17 protein-coding genes and 3 pseudogenes are annotated in these 17259 nt (G+C 59.1%); 12 read left to right on the forward strand and 8 right to left on the reverse strand.

Annotation, left to right across the window (positions count from 1 at the left end; translation table 11 throughout):
• Positions 1–781 precede the first annotated feature (781 nt).
• Both FBY12_RS28060 and FBY12_RS28065 read right to left on the reverse strand, forming a co-directional pair.
• Positions 782–1537 (reverse strand): methyl-accepting chemotaxis protein, encoded by a 756-nt coding sequence (locus FBY12_RS28060; RefSeq protein WP_371918703.1) that lies wholly within the window; start codon positions 1535–1537, stop codon positions 782–784.
• Positions 1538–1639: 102 nt separating this feature from the next.
• Positions 1640–2929, reverse strand: a pseudogene (locus FBY12_RS28065) (HAMP domain-containing protein); the annotation flags it as partial.
• A gap of 350 nt (positions 2930–3279) precedes the next feature.
• Here FBY12_RS28065 and FBY12_RS00375 point away from each other — a divergent pair.
• From FBY12_RS00375 to FBY12_RS28075, 3 genes and pseudogenes are all read left to right on the forward strand, one after another.
• Positions 3280–4599, forward strand: a complete 1320-nt coding sequence (locus FBY12_RS00375; RefSeq protein WP_167370484.1) for a Na+/H+ antiporter family protein — start codon at positions 3280–3282, stop codon at positions 4597–4599.
• Positions 4600–4850: 251 nt separating this feature from the next.
• A pseudogene (locus tag FBY12_RS28070) lies at positions 4851–5621 on the forward strand (cache domain-containing protein); the annotation flags it as partial.
• 339 nt (positions 5622–5960) lie between these two features.
• Positions 5961–6527: pseudogene (locus tag FBY12_RS28075) on the forward strand (methyl-accepting chemotaxis protein); the annotation flags it as partial.
• A gap of 90 nt (positions 6528–6617) precedes the next feature.
• Here FBY12_RS28075 and FBY12_RS00385 read toward each other — a convergent pair.
• Positions 6618–6887, reverse strand: a complete 270-nt coding sequence (locus FBY12_RS00385; protein ID WP_145250012.1) for a short-chain dehydrogenase — start codon at positions 6885–6887, stop codon at positions 6618–6620.
• Positions 6884–7168 carry a DUF3077 domain-containing protein gene (locus FBY12_RS00390; protein ID WP_145250015.1) on the reverse strand — a complete coding sequence of 95 codons (285 nt, stop codon included), beginning with the start codon at positions 7166–7168 and terminating at the stop codon, positions 6884–6886. Before FBY12_RS00390 ends, FBY12_RS00385 begins: the two co-directional genes overlap by 4 nt.
• 389 nt (positions 7169–7557) lie before the next feature.
• On the opposite strand from FBY12_RS00390, the gene FBY12_RS28080 reads away from it, so the two are divergent.
• From FBY12_RS28080 to FBY12_RS00405, 3 genes are all read left to right on the forward strand, one after another.
• Positions 7558–7767, forward strand: a complete 210-nt coding sequence (locus FBY12_RS28080; protein WP_145250017.1) for a PAAR domain-containing protein — start codon at positions 7558–7560, stop codon at positions 7765–7767.
• Between the two features lie 295 nt (positions 7768–8062).
• On the forward strand, positions 8063–8761 hold the full coding sequence (locus FBY12_RS00400; protein WP_145250019.1) for a hypothetical protein: 699 nt from the start codon (positions 8063–8065) through the stop codon (positions 8759–8761).
• A gap of 91 nt (positions 8762–8852) precedes the next feature.
• Positions 8853–9212 carry a hypothetical protein gene (locus FBY12_RS00405; RefSeq protein ID WP_256663247.1) on the forward strand — a complete coding sequence of 120 codons (360 nt, stop codon included), beginning with the start codon at positions 8853–8855 and terminating at the stop codon, positions 9210–9212.
• A 24-nt stretch (positions 9213–9236) separates the two neighbouring features.
• On the opposite strand, the gene FBY12_RS00410 is transcribed toward FBY12_RS00405, so the two are convergent.
• Complete coding sequence (locus FBY12_RS00410; RefSeq protein WP_145250025.1) at positions 9237–10172, reverse strand: LysR family transcriptional regulator; 936 nt, start codon at positions 10170–10172, stop codon at positions 9237–9239.
• Between the two features lie 490 nt (positions 10173–10662).
• On the opposite strand from FBY12_RS00410, the gene FBY12_RS00420 reads away from it, so the two are divergent.
• The 3 genes from FBY12_RS00420 to FBY12_RS00430 all read left to right on the forward strand — a co-directional run bounded on the left by FBY12_RS00420 (position 10663) and on the right by FBY12_RS00430 (position 11923).
• Positions 10663–11157 (forward strand): DMT family transporter, encoded by a 495-nt coding sequence (locus FBY12_RS00420; RefSeq protein WP_121732282.1) that lies wholly within the window; start codon positions 10663–10665, stop codon positions 11155–11157.
• Positions 11157–11615, forward strand: a complete 459-nt coding sequence (locus tag FBY12_RS00425) for a DMT family transporter (protein WP_145250028.1) — start codon at positions 11157–11159, stop codon at positions 11613–11615. Before FBY12_RS00420 ends, FBY12_RS00425 begins: the two co-directional genes overlap by 1 nt.
• Before the next feature lie 143 nt (positions 11616–11758).
• The gene (locus tag FBY12_RS00430) at positions 11759–11923 is read left to right on the forward strand and encodes a metallothionein (RefSeq protein WP_092279830.1); all 165 of its coding nucleotides are present in this window, start codon (positions 11759–11761) and stop codon (positions 11921–11923) included.
• 98 nt (positions 11924–12021) lie between these two features.
• On the opposite strand, the gene FBY12_RS00435 is transcribed toward FBY12_RS00430, so the two are convergent.
• Entirely contained in the window at positions 12022–12249 is a 228-nt protein-coding gene (locus tag FBY12_RS00435; protein ID WP_092279832.1) for a DUF6555 family protein, read from the reverse strand.
• 145 nt (positions 12250–12394) lie between these two features.
• Between FBY12_RS00435 and FBY12_RS00440 the strand changes: the two genes are divergently transcribed.
• The 3 genes from FBY12_RS00440 (at position 12395) to FBY12_RS00450 (ending at position 14553) form a co-directional block, all read left to right on the forward strand.
• A complete protein-coding gene (locus FBY12_RS00440; RefSeq protein ID WP_145250031.1) occupies positions 12395–13183 on the forward strand; it encodes a helix-turn-helix transcriptional regulator in 789 nt (262 codons plus the stop codon).
• 208 nt (positions 13184–13391) lie between these two features.
• Positions 13392–13565: a DUF1427 family protein gene (locus FBY12_RS00445; RefSeq protein ID WP_101206913.1), complete on the forward strand. Its 174-nt coding sequence runs from the start codon at positions 13392–13394 to the stop codon at positions 13563–13565.
• A gap of 31 nt (positions 13566–13596) precedes the next feature.
• Positions 13597–14553 (forward strand): zinc-binding alcohol dehydrogenase family protein, encoded by a 957-nt coding sequence (locus FBY12_RS00450; RefSeq protein WP_145250034.1) that lies wholly within the window; start codon positions 13597–13599, stop codon positions 14551–14553.
• A 409-nt stretch (positions 14554–14962) separates the two neighbouring features.
• Here the strand turns inward: FBY12_RS00450 and FBY12_RS00455 are convergent, their stop codons facing one another.
• Positions 14963–15997, reverse strand: coding sequence for a purine nucleoside permease (locus FBY12_RS00455; protein ID WP_145250037.1), 1035 nt, complete (start codon positions 15995–15997; stop codon positions 14963–14965).
• A gap of 9 nt (positions 15998–16006) precedes the next feature.
• Entirely contained in the window at positions 16007–16963 is a 957-nt protein-coding gene (locus tag FBY12_RS00460; RefSeq protein WP_145250040.1) for a nucleoside-specific channel-forming protein Tsx, read from the reverse strand.
• Between the last annotated feature and the right edge of the window lie 296 nt (positions 16964–17259).

Genomic DNA, 17259 nt, shown 5'->3' on the forward strand with positions numbered 1-17259 from the left:
GCCAGCAGTGATGCTGAATGTACCGCCGCCATCGCGAGCAAGCTCGGCTCCCACAGGTTATCTGTCGCTGGGATTCCGAGGCCTGGCACCAATCCCCTGTAGGAGTGAGCCTGCTCGCGATGGCGGTTTATCAGCCAGCAATGATGCTGAATGTACCGCCGCCATCGCGAGCAAGCTCGGCTCCCACAGGTTATCTGTCGCTGGGATTCCGAGGTCTGGCACCAATCCCCTTTAGGAGTGAGCCTGCTCGCGATGGCGGTTTATCAGCCAGCAATGATGCTGAATGTACCGCCGCCATCGCGAGCAAACTCGGCTCCCACAGGTTATCTGTTGCTGGGAATCCAAGGTCTGGCACCAATCCCCTGTAGGAGTGAGCCTGCTCGCGATGGCGATCTATAAGCCAGCAATGATGCTGAATGTACCGCCGTCATCGCGAGCAAGCTCAGCTTCCACAGGTTATCTGTTGCTGGGATTCCGAGGTCGGACACAACCCCCTGTAGGAGTGAGGCTGCTCGCGATGGCGATCTATCAGCCAGCAATGATGCTGAATGTACCGCCGCCATCGCGAGCAAGCTCGGCTCCCACAGGTTATCTGTTGCTGGGATTCCGAGGCCTGGCACCAATCTCCTGTAGGAGTGAGCCTGCTCGCGATGGCGGTTTATCAGCCAGCAATGATGCTGAATGTGCCGCCGCCATCGCGAGCAAGCTCGGCTCCCACAGGTTATCTGTTGCTGGGATTCCGAGGGCTGGCACCAATCTCCTGTGGGAGGGGAGGTTGGAATCAGACCCGGAACTGGTCCATGAGGCTCTGCTGCTGGTTGGCCAGGGTGTTCAGCGATTGACTCACTCGCGCCGATTCGTTGGCCTGGCCGGACAGCGATTCGGTGACGTCGCGGATGGTTGCGACGTTGTTGTTGATCTCTTCGGCCACCGCGCTTTGTTCCTCGGCGGCGCTGGCGATTTGCAGGTTCATGTCGGTAATCACCGTCACCGCATCGCCGATCTGGCGCAGCGCGGTCACGGCTTGGCCGACTTGCTCGACGCTGCTCTGCGCCTGGCGATGACTGTTGTTCATCGAACCGACCACTTCCTGCGTGCCGTTCTGCAACTGCTCAATCACGAGGCGCGTTTCCTCGACCGACTCCTGCGTGCGCCGCGCCAGGTTGCGCACTTCATCGGCCACCACGGCAAAACCACGACCGGCCTCACCGGCGCGCGCCGCTTCGATGGCCGCGTTGAGCGCCAGCAGGTTGGTCTGCTCGGCGATGGCGCGAATCACTTCCAGCACCGAACCGATCTTCTCGCTGTTCGCCGCCAGCCCTTCGACTTGCACCATCGCCGCGCTCATGTCGGCGGCGAGGTGGTCGATGCTCGCGGTGGTGCGGTCGATCACGGTCAGGCCCTGACGCGTGGCTTCGTCGGCATCGCGCGCAGCATGGGCCGCTTGCGCAGCGCTGCGGGCGACGTCCTGGGCGGTGGCGCTCATTTCGTGGGACGCGGTGGCGACCTGATCGACCTGGCGGTATTGCTGCTCCATGCCAGCGCTGGTCTGGGTGGCGATGGCGGAAGACTGGTCGGCGGTGCTGCGCGCGTCCTGCACCGAGCGTTTTACTTCGGCAATGATCGGTTGCAGCTTGTCGAGGAAACGGTTGAACCAACCGGCCAACTGACCGAGTTCGTCCTTTTTGTCGTAAGCCAGCCGGCGGGTCAAATCACCTTCGCCGCTGGCGATGTCTTCAAGCATGTGCGCCACGCCGAGGATCGGCCGGGTCACGCTGCGCGCCATCAGCCACACCAGCAGCAAACCGATCAACGCTGCGAGCACGCCGAGGCCGAGCTCCATCAGGGAGCCCGCGCGGTTGCTTTCATCGAGCTGTTTTTTCAGCGCTTCGGCCGGGCCGACCAGGACTTTTTCCGGCACGTCGAGCAACACGCCCCACGACTTGCCATCCGGAATCGGCTGGAACGGCGCCAGCACTTTCAGTTGTCCGTTGTTGTGCAGGCTTTCGGTGTTGCTGCTGGCGGCGAGTCGGCGGATCAGCTCGGCGCCGTTGACGTTGTCGACGGCGTCCAGGCGTTGGCTGAGCTTGCTGGCGTCGGCGCTGTAACCGGCGAGCAGGCCGACCGGGCTGAGGATGCTGACGTGAGTCTGGCCGTCGTAGAGCTTTTTGCTCGCGCCGACGCTGATCGCTTGCAGGCTGTTGAGGTTGATGTCGACCGACAGCGAGGCGATGACCTTGCCATCGACCATCAGCGGAAACACGATGCTGGTCATCAGCACATTCTGGCCGTCGATGACGTAGAAATACGGCTCGATCACGCACGGCTTGAGCGTGGTCCGTGGGCAGGTGAACCAGGCGTTGGCGGCCTGACCGCTGGGGCCGGTGCTGGTGTCGGCCATGTCGCTTTCGGGCAGCGACATCGAGGTCAGTTTGCCGGCGGTCGGTTGCGACCAGTACAAGGCAAAACGGCCCTTGTCGTTGCTGCCCAGCTCGGCTTGACCGGCGAACAATTCATCCTTGCCGTCCAGCGCATTGGCTTCAAACACCAGCGACAAACCGAGCAGTTCCGGGTTGGCTTGCAGCGCGGCTTTGACTTGACGGGTCAAGTCTTCGCGCAGGTCGAAGGCGTCGAGAAAACGCTTCTCGGCCTGCTCGCGCAAAAACAGCACCTGGCGTGAGAAGCCGTGGCCGTATTGATAGGCGTCCATGAACTGCTGACGAATGTTCAGCGCCTGGTTTTCACCCTGGGATTCGATTCGCGCCTGGGCCGATTCGGTGAGCATCTGCATGCTCGACGCCTTCACCAGCGCAGAGCTGTGCTCCATGCGATACAACGAAAGACCCACCAGAAGCGTCACGATACCCGCAAGGCAAAGCCCGGCCAGCAGGGTGATCTTCCATTGGATGGAGAGCTGTCTGAGCGACATGAAAAGGCGTCCTTATTCGATATTTATCTGAGACTTTGCACTGTAACGGCCACGATTCGGCTTTCTTAAGGACAAATCCAATCTGTAGGAGCGAGGCTTGCCCGCGAAGGTGGCGGCACATTCAGCATTCATGTTGACTGACACACCGTCTTCGCGGGCAAGCCTTGCTCCTACAGAGCGCGGTCAGGTGATCGCAAGCTGTTACACATTTCCGGGCCATGTGCGCTTTGACACCGACGCCACTCTGCGGCACAGTGCGCGCCCTCTAATAAAACCCATTCCTTTATTCCGCTGGCGGCGCTTTGCGAACTGCCGGGCGGTCTCATTTCGCATGCCCAGAGGTAACGATGATTAATGCTGTAATTGCCGCGGTCGGCGTCATGCTGGTGCTCAGCCTGTCCCGCGTGCATGTGGTGATCGCGCTGATCGTCGGCGCGCTGGTGGGTGGCCTGACCGGTGGTTTGGGCATCGACGCCACGCTCAAAGCCTTCAACAGCGGGCTCGGCAATGGCGCCACAGTCGCGTTGTCCTACGCCTTGCTCGGCGCTTTCGCCGTGGCGATTGCCAAATCCGGCCTCGCCCACGCGCTGGCCGACAAAGCCCTGCTGATGGTCGACCGCCAACACGCCAGCGGTGGCCGCCAGGTCAAATGGCTGCTGATTGGCCTGTTGTGGGTGGTGGCGATCGCTTCACAGAACATCCTGCCGATACATATCGCGTTTATTCCGTTGCTGGTGCCGCCGCTTTTATACGTGCTGACCAAACTGCAACTGGACCGGCGCTTGATCGCCTGCGTCATGACCTTCGGCCTGATCACCCCGTACATGGTCTTCCCCGTAGGTTTCGGCAACATCTTCCTCAACCAGATTCTGCTGGCCAACGTCAGCAAGAGCGGCGTCGATATCAGCCACATCAACGTCATGCACGCCATGGCGATTCCGGCGATGGGCATGGTGTTCGGGCTGCTGGTGGCGGTGTTTTTCAGCTACCGCAAAAAGCGTGTCTACGACCTGGCGAAGATCGAGCAAGTCGAGCAGGTCAGCGTTGCCTACAACCCGATGACCCTGGGCATTGCCGGGCTGGCGATTGCCGCGGCGTTCATCATTCAGTTGCTGCTGGATTCGATGATCATCGGCGCGTTGGCCGGGTTTCTGATTTTCTCGGTGTCGGGGATTGTGAAGTGGCGTGAGACCGACGACCTGTTCACCGAAGGCATGAAAATGATGGCGATGATCGGTTTCATCATGATTGCCGCGTCCGGTTTTGCCGAAGTGCTCAAGGCCACCGGGCAGGTGCGCACGCTGGTCGAAAGCGCAGCGGCGTGGATCGATCACAGCAAAGCCATCGGCGCGCTGCTGATGCTGCTGGTGGGCCTGATGGTGACGATTGGCATCGGTTCGTCGTTCTCCACGGTGCCGATTCTGGCGGCGATTTTTGTGCCGTTGTGCGTGCAACTGGGCTTCAGCCCGATGGCGATTGTGTGCATCGTCGGCACGGCCGGTGCGTTGGGCGACACCGGTTCGCCGGCCTCGGATTCAACGCTGGGCCCGACCTCGGGTTTGAACATCGATGGCCAGCACCATCACATCTGGGACACCGTGGTCCCGACGTTCCTGCACTACAACCTGCCGCTGCTGGCGTTCGGCTGGGTGGCGGCGATGGTCCTGTAACCCCGCACGAACCTGCTTTTGTGGCGAGGGGGCTTGCCCCCGTTCGACTGCGCAGCAGTTGTAAAAGCTGCCAATTCAGTTTTCTTGAAGATAGGGCGGGGGCGCTGCGCGACCCAACGGGGGCAAGCCCCCTCGCCACAGAGCCTCGCTCCTGCAAGGGACTTGTAGCTGACGATTCAACTTTTGATCCGGCTGGCCGTTAACGCCTTTAACCTCGCCAATAAAATCAAAAAGAGTGAACCGTCATGCGCATGAGCCTGAAGGCTAAAGTCCTGTCCCTTGCCGTCCTCCCGGTGCTGCTTTTTGCCTTGATCATCAGCCTGACCACGCTGTTCATCCTTCAGGATCAGGCGCGCAAAGAGGTCGAGGACACCCGGCAAAACCTGCTCAATGACGCCAAAGCCACCCTGCAGAGCTACGTCGCCGTGGCCATGACCACGATCAAACCGCTCTACGACGCGGCCGCCCCCGGCGATGACGCGGCGCGCGCGCAAGCGATCAAATTGCTCTCGAGCATCACCTACGGCAAGGACGGCTACTTCTTCGGCTACGACTCCAACACCGTGCGCCTGTTCAAGGCCAACAGCCCCGAAGGCGTCGGCCAGAGCTTCAAGGACAACCGCGACCCGAACGGCGTCTACGTCAACCGCGACCTGGTGAAAGTCGCCAAGGACGGCACCCACTATCTGCAATACAGCTCGCCGCTGCCGGGCAATACGCAAGTGCTGGTGCCCAAACTCGGCTACACCGACTACCTGGCGAAGTGGGACATGGCGGTCGGCACCTCGGTGAACCTTGACGGCATCGAAGCGCAAGTCGCGCTGGTCCAGGAAAAAATCACCGAGCGCATGGAAGGCGTGGTGCTGAGCATCATCGGCATCGCCGTGGTGGTGTTGCTGGTGATTGCTGCGGTCGGCATGCTCCTGGCCAACACCATTTTGCGTCCGCTGAACCTGATGAAAGCCAACCTCGACGACATCGCGGCCGGCGAGGGCGACCTGACCCGGCGCCTGACCATCACCAGCGATGACGAACTCGGGCAACTGGCCGGCTCGTTCAACCGCTTCGTCGACAAGATTCACGGACTAGTACGCCAGATCACCGAAATGACCTCGCAATTGACCGGGCTGGTGAATCAGGTTTCCGATCAGGCGCAGCGTTCGGATCAGGCGATGGAACGTCAGCGCCACGAAACCGATCAGGTCGCCACGGCGATCAACCAGATGTCCGCCGCCGCGCAGGAAGTGGCGAAAAGCGCACAAAACGCTGCGGTCGCCGCCCAGCAAACCGACGCCGAAGGCCAGGCGGCCAAACGCGTGGTGGCCGGCAGCATCGTCAAAATTCATGCCTTGGTCGATGACATTCGCAGCAGCGGTGTATCGCTCGACAGCCTGCAAAAAGACGTGTCGTCGATTGTCAGCGTGCTCGGGGTGATCCGCTCGATCGCCGAGCAAACCAACCTGTTGGCGCTCAACGCGGCGATCGAAGCCGCGCGCGCCGGTGAGGCTGGACGCGGATTTGCAGTGGTCGCCGACGAAGTACGAGCGCTGGCCAGCCGCACGCAAATCAGTACTCAGGAAATTCAGGGGATGATCGACCGCTTGCAGGCCGGCACCCAATCGGCGGTAGAAGCGATGCGCCGTTCCAGCGAGGCCGGCGACGGCACCTCGGCGCAGGCCAACGAAGCGGGCGCGTCGCTGGACGCGATGGCGCAACTGATCGGCACCATCAACTCAATGAACGCCCAGATTGCCAGCGCTGCCGAAGAACAGACTGCGGTGGCCGAAGAGATCAACCGCAGCGTGCATCAAATTGCCGTGGCGGTAGACAGCGTGGCGGACGAAACCCAGCTCGGCGCGCAGACCTCGCGCAGCCTGGCGGATTTGGGCCAGCGCCTCGGTAAATTGGTCGGCCAGTTCCGCATCTGATATCAACAAAACCTGTAGGAGCAAAGCTTGCTCGCGCTGGCGTCCTTGAAATCGCCGTCGCGGGCAAGCCATGCTCCTACAGAATGGATATCAAACCTTCGCTGCCCGAATCTGCCGCCCCAACACATCCATCACATCACACGCGTCGCGCAGCAAAATAGCCGCTGCATATGCCAATTGCTGCACGTCGGCACCCTTGGCCTGAGTGATGTCGAGGCTGGCCAGACTTTCCATCATCTGTGTGCCCGCCAGAAAACGCGTGGCAGCGTTGCTGTGCAGCACCTCCAGCGGTGCTTGCGTGGCAACCAGCAACACTGCGATGTTGGAATCATTGTTGGCCATGGCTATATACGGGTTCATGCTTCACCCCCAGCTTTTGCTGTGTGCAAACCATCAATCGAGGCTTGTACCAGTGAGCGTGCGGTGTTGAGCATGTGTTTGCTGGCCCAGCGTATAGTCGCGCTGTGCTCTGCGCGGGCGGCGTTGGTGGCTTGGTGGAAGAGGGCTTCAGCGCAACTGAGATGGACCGAGGCATGTTCCAGTGCGTCGAGAATCGGAATATCAGGCTGTACGGCAAATAGGTGATGGTCGACGTGATCGCACGCCGCGAACGGCGTGAGTTTTGTAGTGGCATTTGTCATAAGCGAGGTGACACTCTTAGGTTAAAAAGAGTTGCCACGAAATCGCCGTCAAACGAATAGGGTGGCAACTGCGCGCAGGTTGACGGACCGGTCCTCACTAACCCGGCGCATCCGAAGATGCCCCACGCACAGTCACCATAGGCAATGAACGGGCACACAAGTGCACGAGCAAAGAGGATATGCGCGTAGTAAGGATTCCGAGCCGTCAAACTCGATCACGATGAGTCGTGACAGGCGCGAGGATAGGGAGTGAGGGCAGGGCAGTCAACTGGGTAAAAGCGGGAAACGGCTACGCTGCTTGTAGGTGAATTCCTAAGCCTACGACGAAACGAAGTAATCTCCAGAGTCATGTACTATTCGCGGTTCAAAATATTCAAAGGAGAAGAATCATGGCAGGAAAGCCAGTAGCGCGACTTGGAGACCCAGGCAGTCACGGAGGAAAAATCTCAACTGGCTCGAGCCCAATTTTCGTCAACGCTCTTCCAGTGGCTCTGGTAGGAGATACATATTCCTGCCCCATACACGGCAGTACCCGATCACGACGGGTGCTCCACACGTTTTTGGACTTGGTAGAGATGTCGCGCATGTTGGATCTTTAAGTGCTTGTGGTGCCTCTATCACTGCCGGTTCACCTAATACATTTGTAGGCAGCGCTGGTTCCGCCAGTGCTAGTAACTTACTTTCTCAGTTCTTACAAGAAAAAACATTTGTTGAGTTTCAATTGTTAGATGAAAAAGACAAGCCCATTGCCAATGAAGAGTTTGTGTTAACACTTCCTGATGGTAATGTAATTTCGGGTGCGCTTGATAGTAACGGGTTTGTGCACGTTGCAAACGTGCCTAGAGGGAGTTGCAGTATAAAGTTTCCAAAACTTGAAGATACGGAATATCTTTAATGGTCCAGCCTACTAGAACATCTAGCACAGCGGAAATAGCAAAAAATGCAGGAGCGCCAGGGAAAACCACCAAGACTAATCAAGTAGTGGTATCAGGTTCCTACATGGAGATTCTCATTGGAGGGCCGTATGCGCGCGATAAAGAGGAACATCTATTTGGGCATGCGGCTTTGCATGTTTTTGTAGGTGGTAACGATTTTATATACGACTTCGGGCGATATGGGAGGACATGGGGGAATTTTGACAGTGAGGGAGAAGGCGTATTAAACGTTTGGACGTCTTTTAAAACATATATTTCTGGTGAGAATAGCTTGGGAAGAGTGACAACCGGCTTCGTCTATAACTTGGATAAAGCCAAGGCGCAAGCAATTGTTGCTTATTTCGATGGGGTCATTGCGCAGAAGAAAGAAATTCGAAAAAAAACTGCAGCAGTTACTCGTTATGTGTTGCTTGGTGATTATCATCCAACGGTAAATAATTGTACGACCGTGACAATTGACGGGGCGAAAATCTCAGGGAAACCAATTGTACAGAATCCTTCTGAATACTCAGAGATGAGAGGGCTTTCGTGGGTGGAGAGGCAAGCAGCGCGCACCCAAAAATCAACTCAGGACGGTATTTTTATGCCGGCGGACCTCCAAGCTATGCTTGAAGGCAATACCGAGGCACGTTATGACAAAAAGAACATTTACAAATAAGTCGATTTTTTTCTGGGTTTCAGTTTTGGTGGCTGTAAATGCCGCTGTATTAGGGTTTTTATTAATAAGTAATTTATCGAGGGACCATGGCATGAAGATGATAAAAACCAAAGAGCCTTTGCTCATCGAAGGGCCGAATGGCGATGAAAATTATTATGTTTTACCTCTTGGGACCACCCTCTATCACGATAAGAGCTTTCCCGAGGGACACGACCGCTATGTGGTTTATGTAAATCACAAGGGATCTATAGCGCACGAGGATGTACCGATGAAGCCGGAATACGGTGGATCTTTCATCGACCCTCTTTGGATATCGAACATTGATGCAGATGCTTTGAAAGAAATCTTTAAGAGATTTCCTCTTACCAAGGACGAAGTCGCCGCTGCCATAAAGGCCAATGGAATCACCAAAGATGATTTGGCTGACATCATCCGTGCCATGCCCGATTGATCCAGGCCCGTGAGGGGCAGGTTGTTATGGCCTGTCCCAATACGGCACTGCACCAAAACATTCGACAAAATAATCAATCACGGTCCTGACCTTCACCGACAACCGCCGACTGCCCGGCCACAGGACGGCGATCTGCTGCGGTTCGAGGCTGTTGGACACTTGATATTCCTCGAGTACCGGAACCAGTGTGCCGGCGCGCACTGCTTCGCCGATCAGCCATGACGGAAACATCACCAGCCCCAGGCCTTGTTCGGCGGCTTGGGTGAGGGTGTCGGCGTGGTTGCCGGTGAGCGGGCCTTTGACCGAGTACGGCGTCCAGTCCTGTTGCTCGCGGCGGAAGAACCAGCGCTGCTGGCCGGTCACGCCTTTGTAGGCCAGGCATTGATGCTGGGCGAGGTCGGCGGGGTGTTGCGGGATGCCGTGGCGTTGCAGGTACGCGGGGCTGGCGGCGACCTGGAAGCGATGCGGCGCGAGGATGCGCGCCTGCATGCTCGAGTCATGCAGCGTACCGATGCGAAACAGCAGGTCGGCGCCTTCCTGCAGCGGGTCGACGTAGCTGTCGGTTTGCTGGATATCCAGTTGCAGCTTCGGGTAACGCTCGCACAGTTGCCCGAGCCACGGCGTCAGATGCCGCTGGCCAAACACCACCGGTGCGTTGATGCGCACCAGTCCGCTGGGTTCGCTTTGCTGTTCTTGCAGGGCTTGTTCGGCTTCTTCGAGTTGCGCCAGCACCAGCCGCGCGTGATGCCCGAGCATGCGCCCGGCCTCCGTCGGCGTGACGGCGCGGGTGTGGCGGTAGAGCAATTGTTGGCTGAGGGCCTGTTCCATGAGCTGGATTTGCCGCGAGATCGAGGAGGGCGCCAGGCCTTCGCGGCGAGCGACCTCGGAGAAACTGCCGTGGTCGAGCACGGCGACAAACAGCCGAAGTGCCTTGAATCCGAGTTCGTTGAGCCCGTGCATGGAAGATCCTGCTGTGCGAGTTGCGCAAAAGTGTTGTCCGGATGCTCCCATTTATCGCAAAGGATCGCCAGCCGATAATGCGCGCCACTTTGCAGATCCGCAGAGTTGCTTTGGGTGGTAAACCAGCTGTAGTGGCAAAGCCAGCTGTTAGGGCTAACCAGCTGTTATGGCAAATGAGCTTCTGTGGCGAGCGAGCTTGCTCGCGCTGGAGTGCGTAGCGCTCACAAGATTTTGGGGCTGCTGCGCAACCCAGCGCGAGCAAGCTCGCTCGCCACAGATGATGTGCAAGCCTGGTTGCTCAAGGCGATGTGCAAGCTTGGTTGTCTCCAGTGATGTGCAAGCCTAGTTGCTACAGGTGATGTGCAAACTTGGTTGTCTCAGATGATGTGCAAGCCTGGTTGCTCCAGGTGATGTGCAAACTTGGTTGCCACTGCTCCTCAGCAAACCGGCTTTTGTGGATCTGCGCTTTCACTGACTGGCAGGATTTCTTATGCAATCTTCTTCAATCGATACTGCGGCGGCCCCAGCGGCGCCCGCGACCAAACCGGGGCTGCGGCTGTTGCTGTTGCCGCTGGTGATTCTGGCCGGCATGGGCCTTTCCGTGGAGGCCGGTTTGCTCGGGCCGCTCGGAGTTCAGGTCGGGCATTTGTGGGCGACCCTGAGCATTTTCGGTGTTGGCTCGGCGATTCTGTTTTTGCTGTTGCTGTTCAGCGGCAAACAACAGGGCCCGGCGCTCAGCGAGTTGCCGCGCTGGCAGTTGATCGGCGGGATTCTCGGGCCGATCTACGTGGTGGTGCTGACCTTGGCCACGCCGCACATTGGCGTCGCCATGACAATGATCGCGATCCTCTCCGGGCAGGTCGGCAAAAGCGTGCTGATCGACCATTTCGGCTGGTTCGGCACCACGCGCAAAAAGGTCAACGGTGAACGCTGGCTGGCGTTGCTGCTGATTGTCGCGGCACTTGTTCTGATCGCACGGGGTTAATGATGAATCTGATTATTTTGTTGGCAGTGGTCGTGGCCGCCGGTGCGGTGTTGAGCATTCAGGCTGCGATCAACGGCCGTCTCGGCGAGAGCGTTGGTGTGTTGCGCAGCAGTCTGCTGACCTTCGCGGTCGGCGCTGTGGTCACCGGGTTGTTGATCCTGTTTTTCGAACCGGCGCACGCCGTGAGCCTGCTGGACGTGCCGAAATGGCAACTCAGCGGCGCGTTGTTCGGTGTGATCTACATGATCGTCATGGTCGGCGCGGTGCCGCGAGTCGGCACAGCTGTGGCGACCGTGGCGGTGATCCTCGGCCAGTTGGGGATGGGCATGTTGATCGACAATTTCGGCTGGCTCGGCAACCCGGCAATCGAATTGTCCGGCAGCCGCATCGTCGCGATGGTCTGCCTGGCGCTGGCGCTGGTGTTCATGTATCGCAGCAGCAGCCGAGCCCAGGCCTGAGCGCCTGGCTTGAGCAAGTGATTGGCGACTGCTGCGCTGCCGAACGCAGCCCCGCGGGCTCGGCAGCTGCTACATGAGCTTCTACACTGGGGATACGGTGCACGCTCGTTGCACCGGACGACCATCACAATGGAGTCCGCCCCATGACCGACAGTGAAAGTACCTGCGACTGCCCCAAATGCTCGTGCAAGTTAGGCGAGCATCCCATCGCGCGGCACGGCAAGCATTACTGCTGCGAAGCTTGCGCCAAGCATCATGAACACGGTGAAGCGTGTTCGAGCAAAGGCTGCAAGTGCTCGCAAAAGTAGCCGTCAGATACAGCCTTCAGGCAAACGCCGGATGCGAAAAGTGGAGCCATCCGGGCTCCACTTTTTGTATCTGACGTCCTTGTCTCCCTGAGTGTCTTTTACTTCGCCGGTCGCCAAGAGACGTTCTCGACGCCGAATTTCTCCGCCAGCGGCTTACTGGTCTTTTGCACTTTTTCGCGGCCGAACCTCGGGATTCGCCCAACCCCGGCGTCGCAGCTTGCCCAATGCCACGCCTCGGCGTTATCCATCTTGTCCAGACGAATAATGAAAGACTTGGGAACGCCATGAAGGGTGTATTCAATGACGAAGAGTTTTGCGTTGTTCATAAAGCCCGTATTCCTCCCTGTAGTAATAGAGGGATCGTTGGCGGCGCTGAAAATTCAGTCTGATTGTCAGACGGCGACGTCGCTGGCGACACGCCGGGCGCGCCGTTACCATGGCGACTCCCGCCAACCCCAATGAACGTTGCCCATGGCCCTCGCCGCACCGCCCGATTTGAGTGACACCGATGTGCCGGTGCAACCGCTGGCGCGCACCTATCCGCGCGGCTTGTTCATCGAGCCGCACGCGCATGTGTGGGGTCAGTTGTTATACGCCATGAGCGGCGTGATGTGGGTCGAAACCCCGCACGAAGCGCTGGTGGTGCCGCCGCAACGCGCGGTGTGGCTGCCGCCCGGCGTGCCGCATGGGATTCGCGTGGTGTCGGACTTGCAGATGCGCAATATCTACCTGCGCCCGGCGCTGGCGGCGACGCTGGATGATCGGGTGCAGGTGATCGAAGTCGGCGGGTTGCTGCGCGAATTAATTGTCGGGTTGGTGGAACAGGGCGATCAATCCGCGCAGCCGGCAGCAGACGCGCCGCAATATTACGAAGCGCTGGTGAGTCTGGCGCTGCTGGAGCTGCAGCGTGCCAAGCGTTCGATGCTGAAGATTCCCTTGCCGGACGATTCTGACCGGCGCTTGCTCAATCTGTGTCAGGCGGTCATGGCGGCGCCGTCGCTGGATATCTCGTTTGAACAACATGCGCAAAATACCGGGGCCAGCGTGCGCACGCTGGCGCGGTTGTTCAAGGAGGCCCTGGGCATGGGCTTCGCCGAGTGGCGGCGCCAGGTGCAATTGGCGACGGCGGTGGCGGAGTTGATTCAGGGCGTGGCGGTCAGCACGATTGCCCGCGAACTGGGCTATTCGCCGAGCAGCTTCAGCGACATGTTCCGCCGTGAACTGGGCGTGGCGCCGTCGCAGTTCATGACCAATCGCTGACCCCGTGTAGGAGTGAGCCTGCTCGCGATGGCGGTTTTACTTTCGACAGAGATGTTGATTGATCGACCGCTATCGCGAGCAGGCTCACTCCTACAGGGGTTGTGGAGTGGCGGGATTTTGGCCGATAGCCAGAAGCCCTTGGCCGATTGCTTTCGCGACCCTTGTTTAGACTCTGCGCATTCCCCCAATCAATGCCACGGAGTCTGTCATGAACTACCTCATCTCGCTGGCCATCGGCCTCGGCGTTGGCCTGCTGTATGGCGCGCTGAATTTCCGCTCGCCGGCGCCTCCGGCGATTGCGCTGGTGGGATTGCTGGGCATGCTGGCCGGCGAGCAGTTGTGGCCGGTGGGCCGGCAGTGGGTCGCCGGTTGGATCTCCTGAACATCCTTCGCTCATTCAATGGAAGCTCGCGATGAAAGCTCTGCAATTCGACAACACCGGCGACCTCTCGGCCTTGCGCTACGTCGAGGTGCCCACCCCGGTGCCTGGCGCCGATGAAGTGCTGGTGCAAATCAAGGCTGCCGGTCTCAACCCCAGCGATGTAAAAAACGTACTCGGGCGTTTCCCTTACACCACGCTGCCGCGCATTCCCGGCCGGGATTTCGCCGGGGTGGTGGTGGAGGGGCCGCAGGCGTTGATCGGCCAGGACGTCTGGGGCACCGGGCGCGAGCTGGGGTTTTTCGCTGACGGTTCGCATGCGCAATTCGTCAAGTTGCCGGCCAACGGCGTGGCGCTGAAACCGACGCATCTGAGTTTCGCCCAGGCCGCCAGCCTCGGCGTGCCGTACACCACGGCGTGGGATGCGCTGGAACGCAGTCTGGTGACGGCGGGCACGCGTTTGTTGGTGATCGGCGGCGGGGCGGTCGGCACTGCGGCGCTGGCATTGGCCAAGGTGCGGGGCGCGCAGGTGTTGGCGGCGGCGCGGCGGGTCGAGCAGGTCGAAGCGTTGCAGGCTCAGGGTTACCAGACGTTGCAACTGGACAAACCTGAAGACCTTGGCGCGCAGGTCAATGCGGTTTTCGCCGGCGGCGCCGAGGTGATTTTCGACACCACCGGTTTCTGGTTGCCAGCCTCAGTCTCAGCGCTGGCAGCGTTCGGACGCATTGCGATCATCGCGGCGCCGGTAGACGGTCACGTGCAATTGCCAGCGCTGGCGTTGTATCGCAAGGGCGGTTCGGTGGTCGGGATCAACTCGTTGTTGTACGGGGTAGCGGCGTGCGCGGCGATGCTGGATCAGTTCGGCAAATTCTTTGATCAGGGGTTGCTGCCATTGCCGCAAGGGCTGGTGGAATCGCCATTGGCCGAGGGCGTGGCGCGGTATGCCGAAGTGAACGCGGGCGGGGGTGACAAGGTGATATTGCTGCCCTGACTGACAGATGGGTTGCCTGATCTGACGCCATCGCGAGCAAGCTCGCTCCCACAGGGGATGTTTGGTGGACATAGATTTAGTGTTCAACACAGATCAATTGTAGGAGCGAGGCTTGCCCGCGAAAGCGGTGTGTCAGGCGCGGAGATGTTGGATGTGCTGGCCCAATCGCGAGCAGGCTCACTCCTACAGGGGATGTTTGGTGGATACAGATGTTGTGTTCAACACAGATCAATTGTAGGAGTGAGCCTGCTCGCGATGTCGGTGTGTCAGGCGCGGAGATGTTGGATGTGCTGGCCCAATCGCGAGCAGGCTCACTCCTACAGGGGATGTTTGGTGGGCAAGAATTTTGTGTTCAACACCGATCACCTGTGGGAGCGAGCTTGCTCGCGATGGCGCCTTGGAGTCGGACTCAAGCCTCGGGCACACCTTGCTCCCACGCCGACCAGTTTTTCAGAATGTCCTGCACCAGCGGATTGCCGGTGCGGTAGAGGTTTTCCAGCGCCGGGACGAAGCCGCCCTGGTCGGCGTATTTCAGCAGGTTGTCCACTTCGCTTTGCCCCGGCGCCGGGCGGTCGAAGTCGGAACCGGCGCGCACCACGGCCAGCCGCTGTACGTCCACCAGCCCTTCACGACTGGCGCGCAGCAGCGCTTCATACGTCGAGTTGTCTTCCTGCTGCGTCGTGCAATATTCCCCTTTGTTGTCCGTGAGCAACTTGGTCCACACCTCGGCGCGTTCACTCAAACGTGTGCCGGAGAACCAGGTATTGCCCGCCAACGTATCGCATTGGGTCACCACCGGCGGCTGATTGGCCGGGGCTGACGGGTATTTCAAACGCCATGCCGCCGACTCTTTGCTTTCGCTCAATTCAACCTTGTGCGACAGCGCAAATGCCTTGGCTTGCAGCTTCGGGTTGAGCTCGAACACTTCAGTCTTGTAGTCCAGTGGCGGCTTCTGGTTCGGGCCTTGGGTGTTGATGCCGATATAACCGGTCGGCCAGTCTTTCGGCGCGTTACGCGAATCGATCTCCCATTGCGTGCCGAATTCCACCAGGTAATGCGCCCATGCAGCGGTGCCGATCGTCCCGTGTTTGGGGCTGATCCCGGCAATCCCGGCGATCAGGAAATAGCTTTTGCGCAGATCGAATTTCGGCGACAGCGCCAGCGCCAAGGTCGATGCAGCGGCGTTGGTCTGGCCCATGCCGGTCACCAGCAAACACACCTGCTGCGTATTGCAGCGAATGTTCGGGTACTCGGCGGACAGGCCCGGCACGCGCACTTCCTGCGTGAGCGCCAGGCGATCAATCCAGTTTTGCGCCTCAGGGGCGAACATCGTGACCAGCATCACTTTCGGCTGAATCGGTGCTTCAGCGGCCCACGCGGTTGAACTGAGAAAAGCGCCGCAAGCCAAGCTTACGGACAGGGAAAGACGCGTCATTGCTTTCATAAAACCTCCTTAGAATTGATATCCGATACCGGCGTAATAACCCCAGCCATCCGAGCGCGCGCGGAAATCGCCGTCGCCGAAATTCAGCTCGCTGCCATCCTCCCAGTTGCCGCCGTTGTGGAAGTAACGGCCGACCAGGGTGAAGCGCAAGTGGGTGAACGAGTACAGCAAGACGTTGGTGGCGACGGTGGCGTTGGCGGTTCGCGCCGGATTGTCCTTGTGCAGGTCCGAGCCGAAATCGATATTGGTGAAGCCGATGTAAGTCAGCGATGCGCCGTTGCTGAAGCTGCTGATCGGCACGATGTATTTCAGCTGGGCGCGGTAGCCGTCCCAGGAATACTCGTTGCTCGCCCCGTAACTTTCCCACTGATAACGACCGTATAGGTTCGCCGACAGATTGACCCGCGAGTGCGTGTCGATGTCCGTGCCCAAACCGCTGTACAGCGTGTTGCTACGGTTGCGCGTGTTGCTGCCGTGGTCGTAGATCCAGTCGAACGCCACGTACCATTCCTTGAACGGCCCGATGGCCAGGCTGCGGCCGGCGAGGTAGTCGATGGAGATGCGCGGTTCGTGCTCCATGAACAGCGGCGAACCGTGGTCCCACGCGCCTTTGTCATTGCTGTTGCCGATGTCGAAAATCTTCGGAATGTCGATGTAGCCGTACAACTCGAACGGGCCCTTGCGCCCGAAGTATTCGTACTCCAGGTACACATCGTCGGTGGGTTGCGGGCCGAAACTGATGTCCTTGCTGCCGATCACCGTCAGGTCCTGGTTGAACCAGTCCGACAGGTACGCGCCTTTTTTCGGCGGGCTGGCCTCGACACTCAGCGCTTCGCCCTGGGCGGATTCATCGGGGAGGGCGGGCTGCGCCAAAACGGTGCTGCTGAGTAGTCCTGTAACGCTGGCCAGTAGCAAGGAAACAGCAACAGTGCGCGAGCAAGTCACGCGGCTGGACGTGTGGTGCATTAAAAGTCCCTTTTCGTGCGAATCGAAGGCCCGTGTTCTCGGGCTAGCGCGGTTATGTAGCGAAAACGCCGTGATCGGCGACTCGCAAACGTTTGCACAACTCATACCAATTATTTCAATTGCATGAAAAATCTCGGGAATCGGGGCTTTTGTTGTCGCTTTGGTCAACCCGGAAAACTCGACTGAAAACACACTGCTTCCCTGTAGGAGCGAGCCTGCTCGCGATGGCGGTGGGTCAGGGAATCACGGCGCTGAATTGGACGATCGCCATCGCGAGCAAGCTCGCTCCCACAAGG

This window comes from Pseudomonas sp. SJZ131, from assembly GCF_007828705.1.
Classification (GTDB): domain Bacteria; phylum Pseudomonadota; class Gammaproteobacteria; order Pseudomonadales; family Pseudomonadaceae; genus Aquipseudomonas; species Aquipseudomonas prosekii.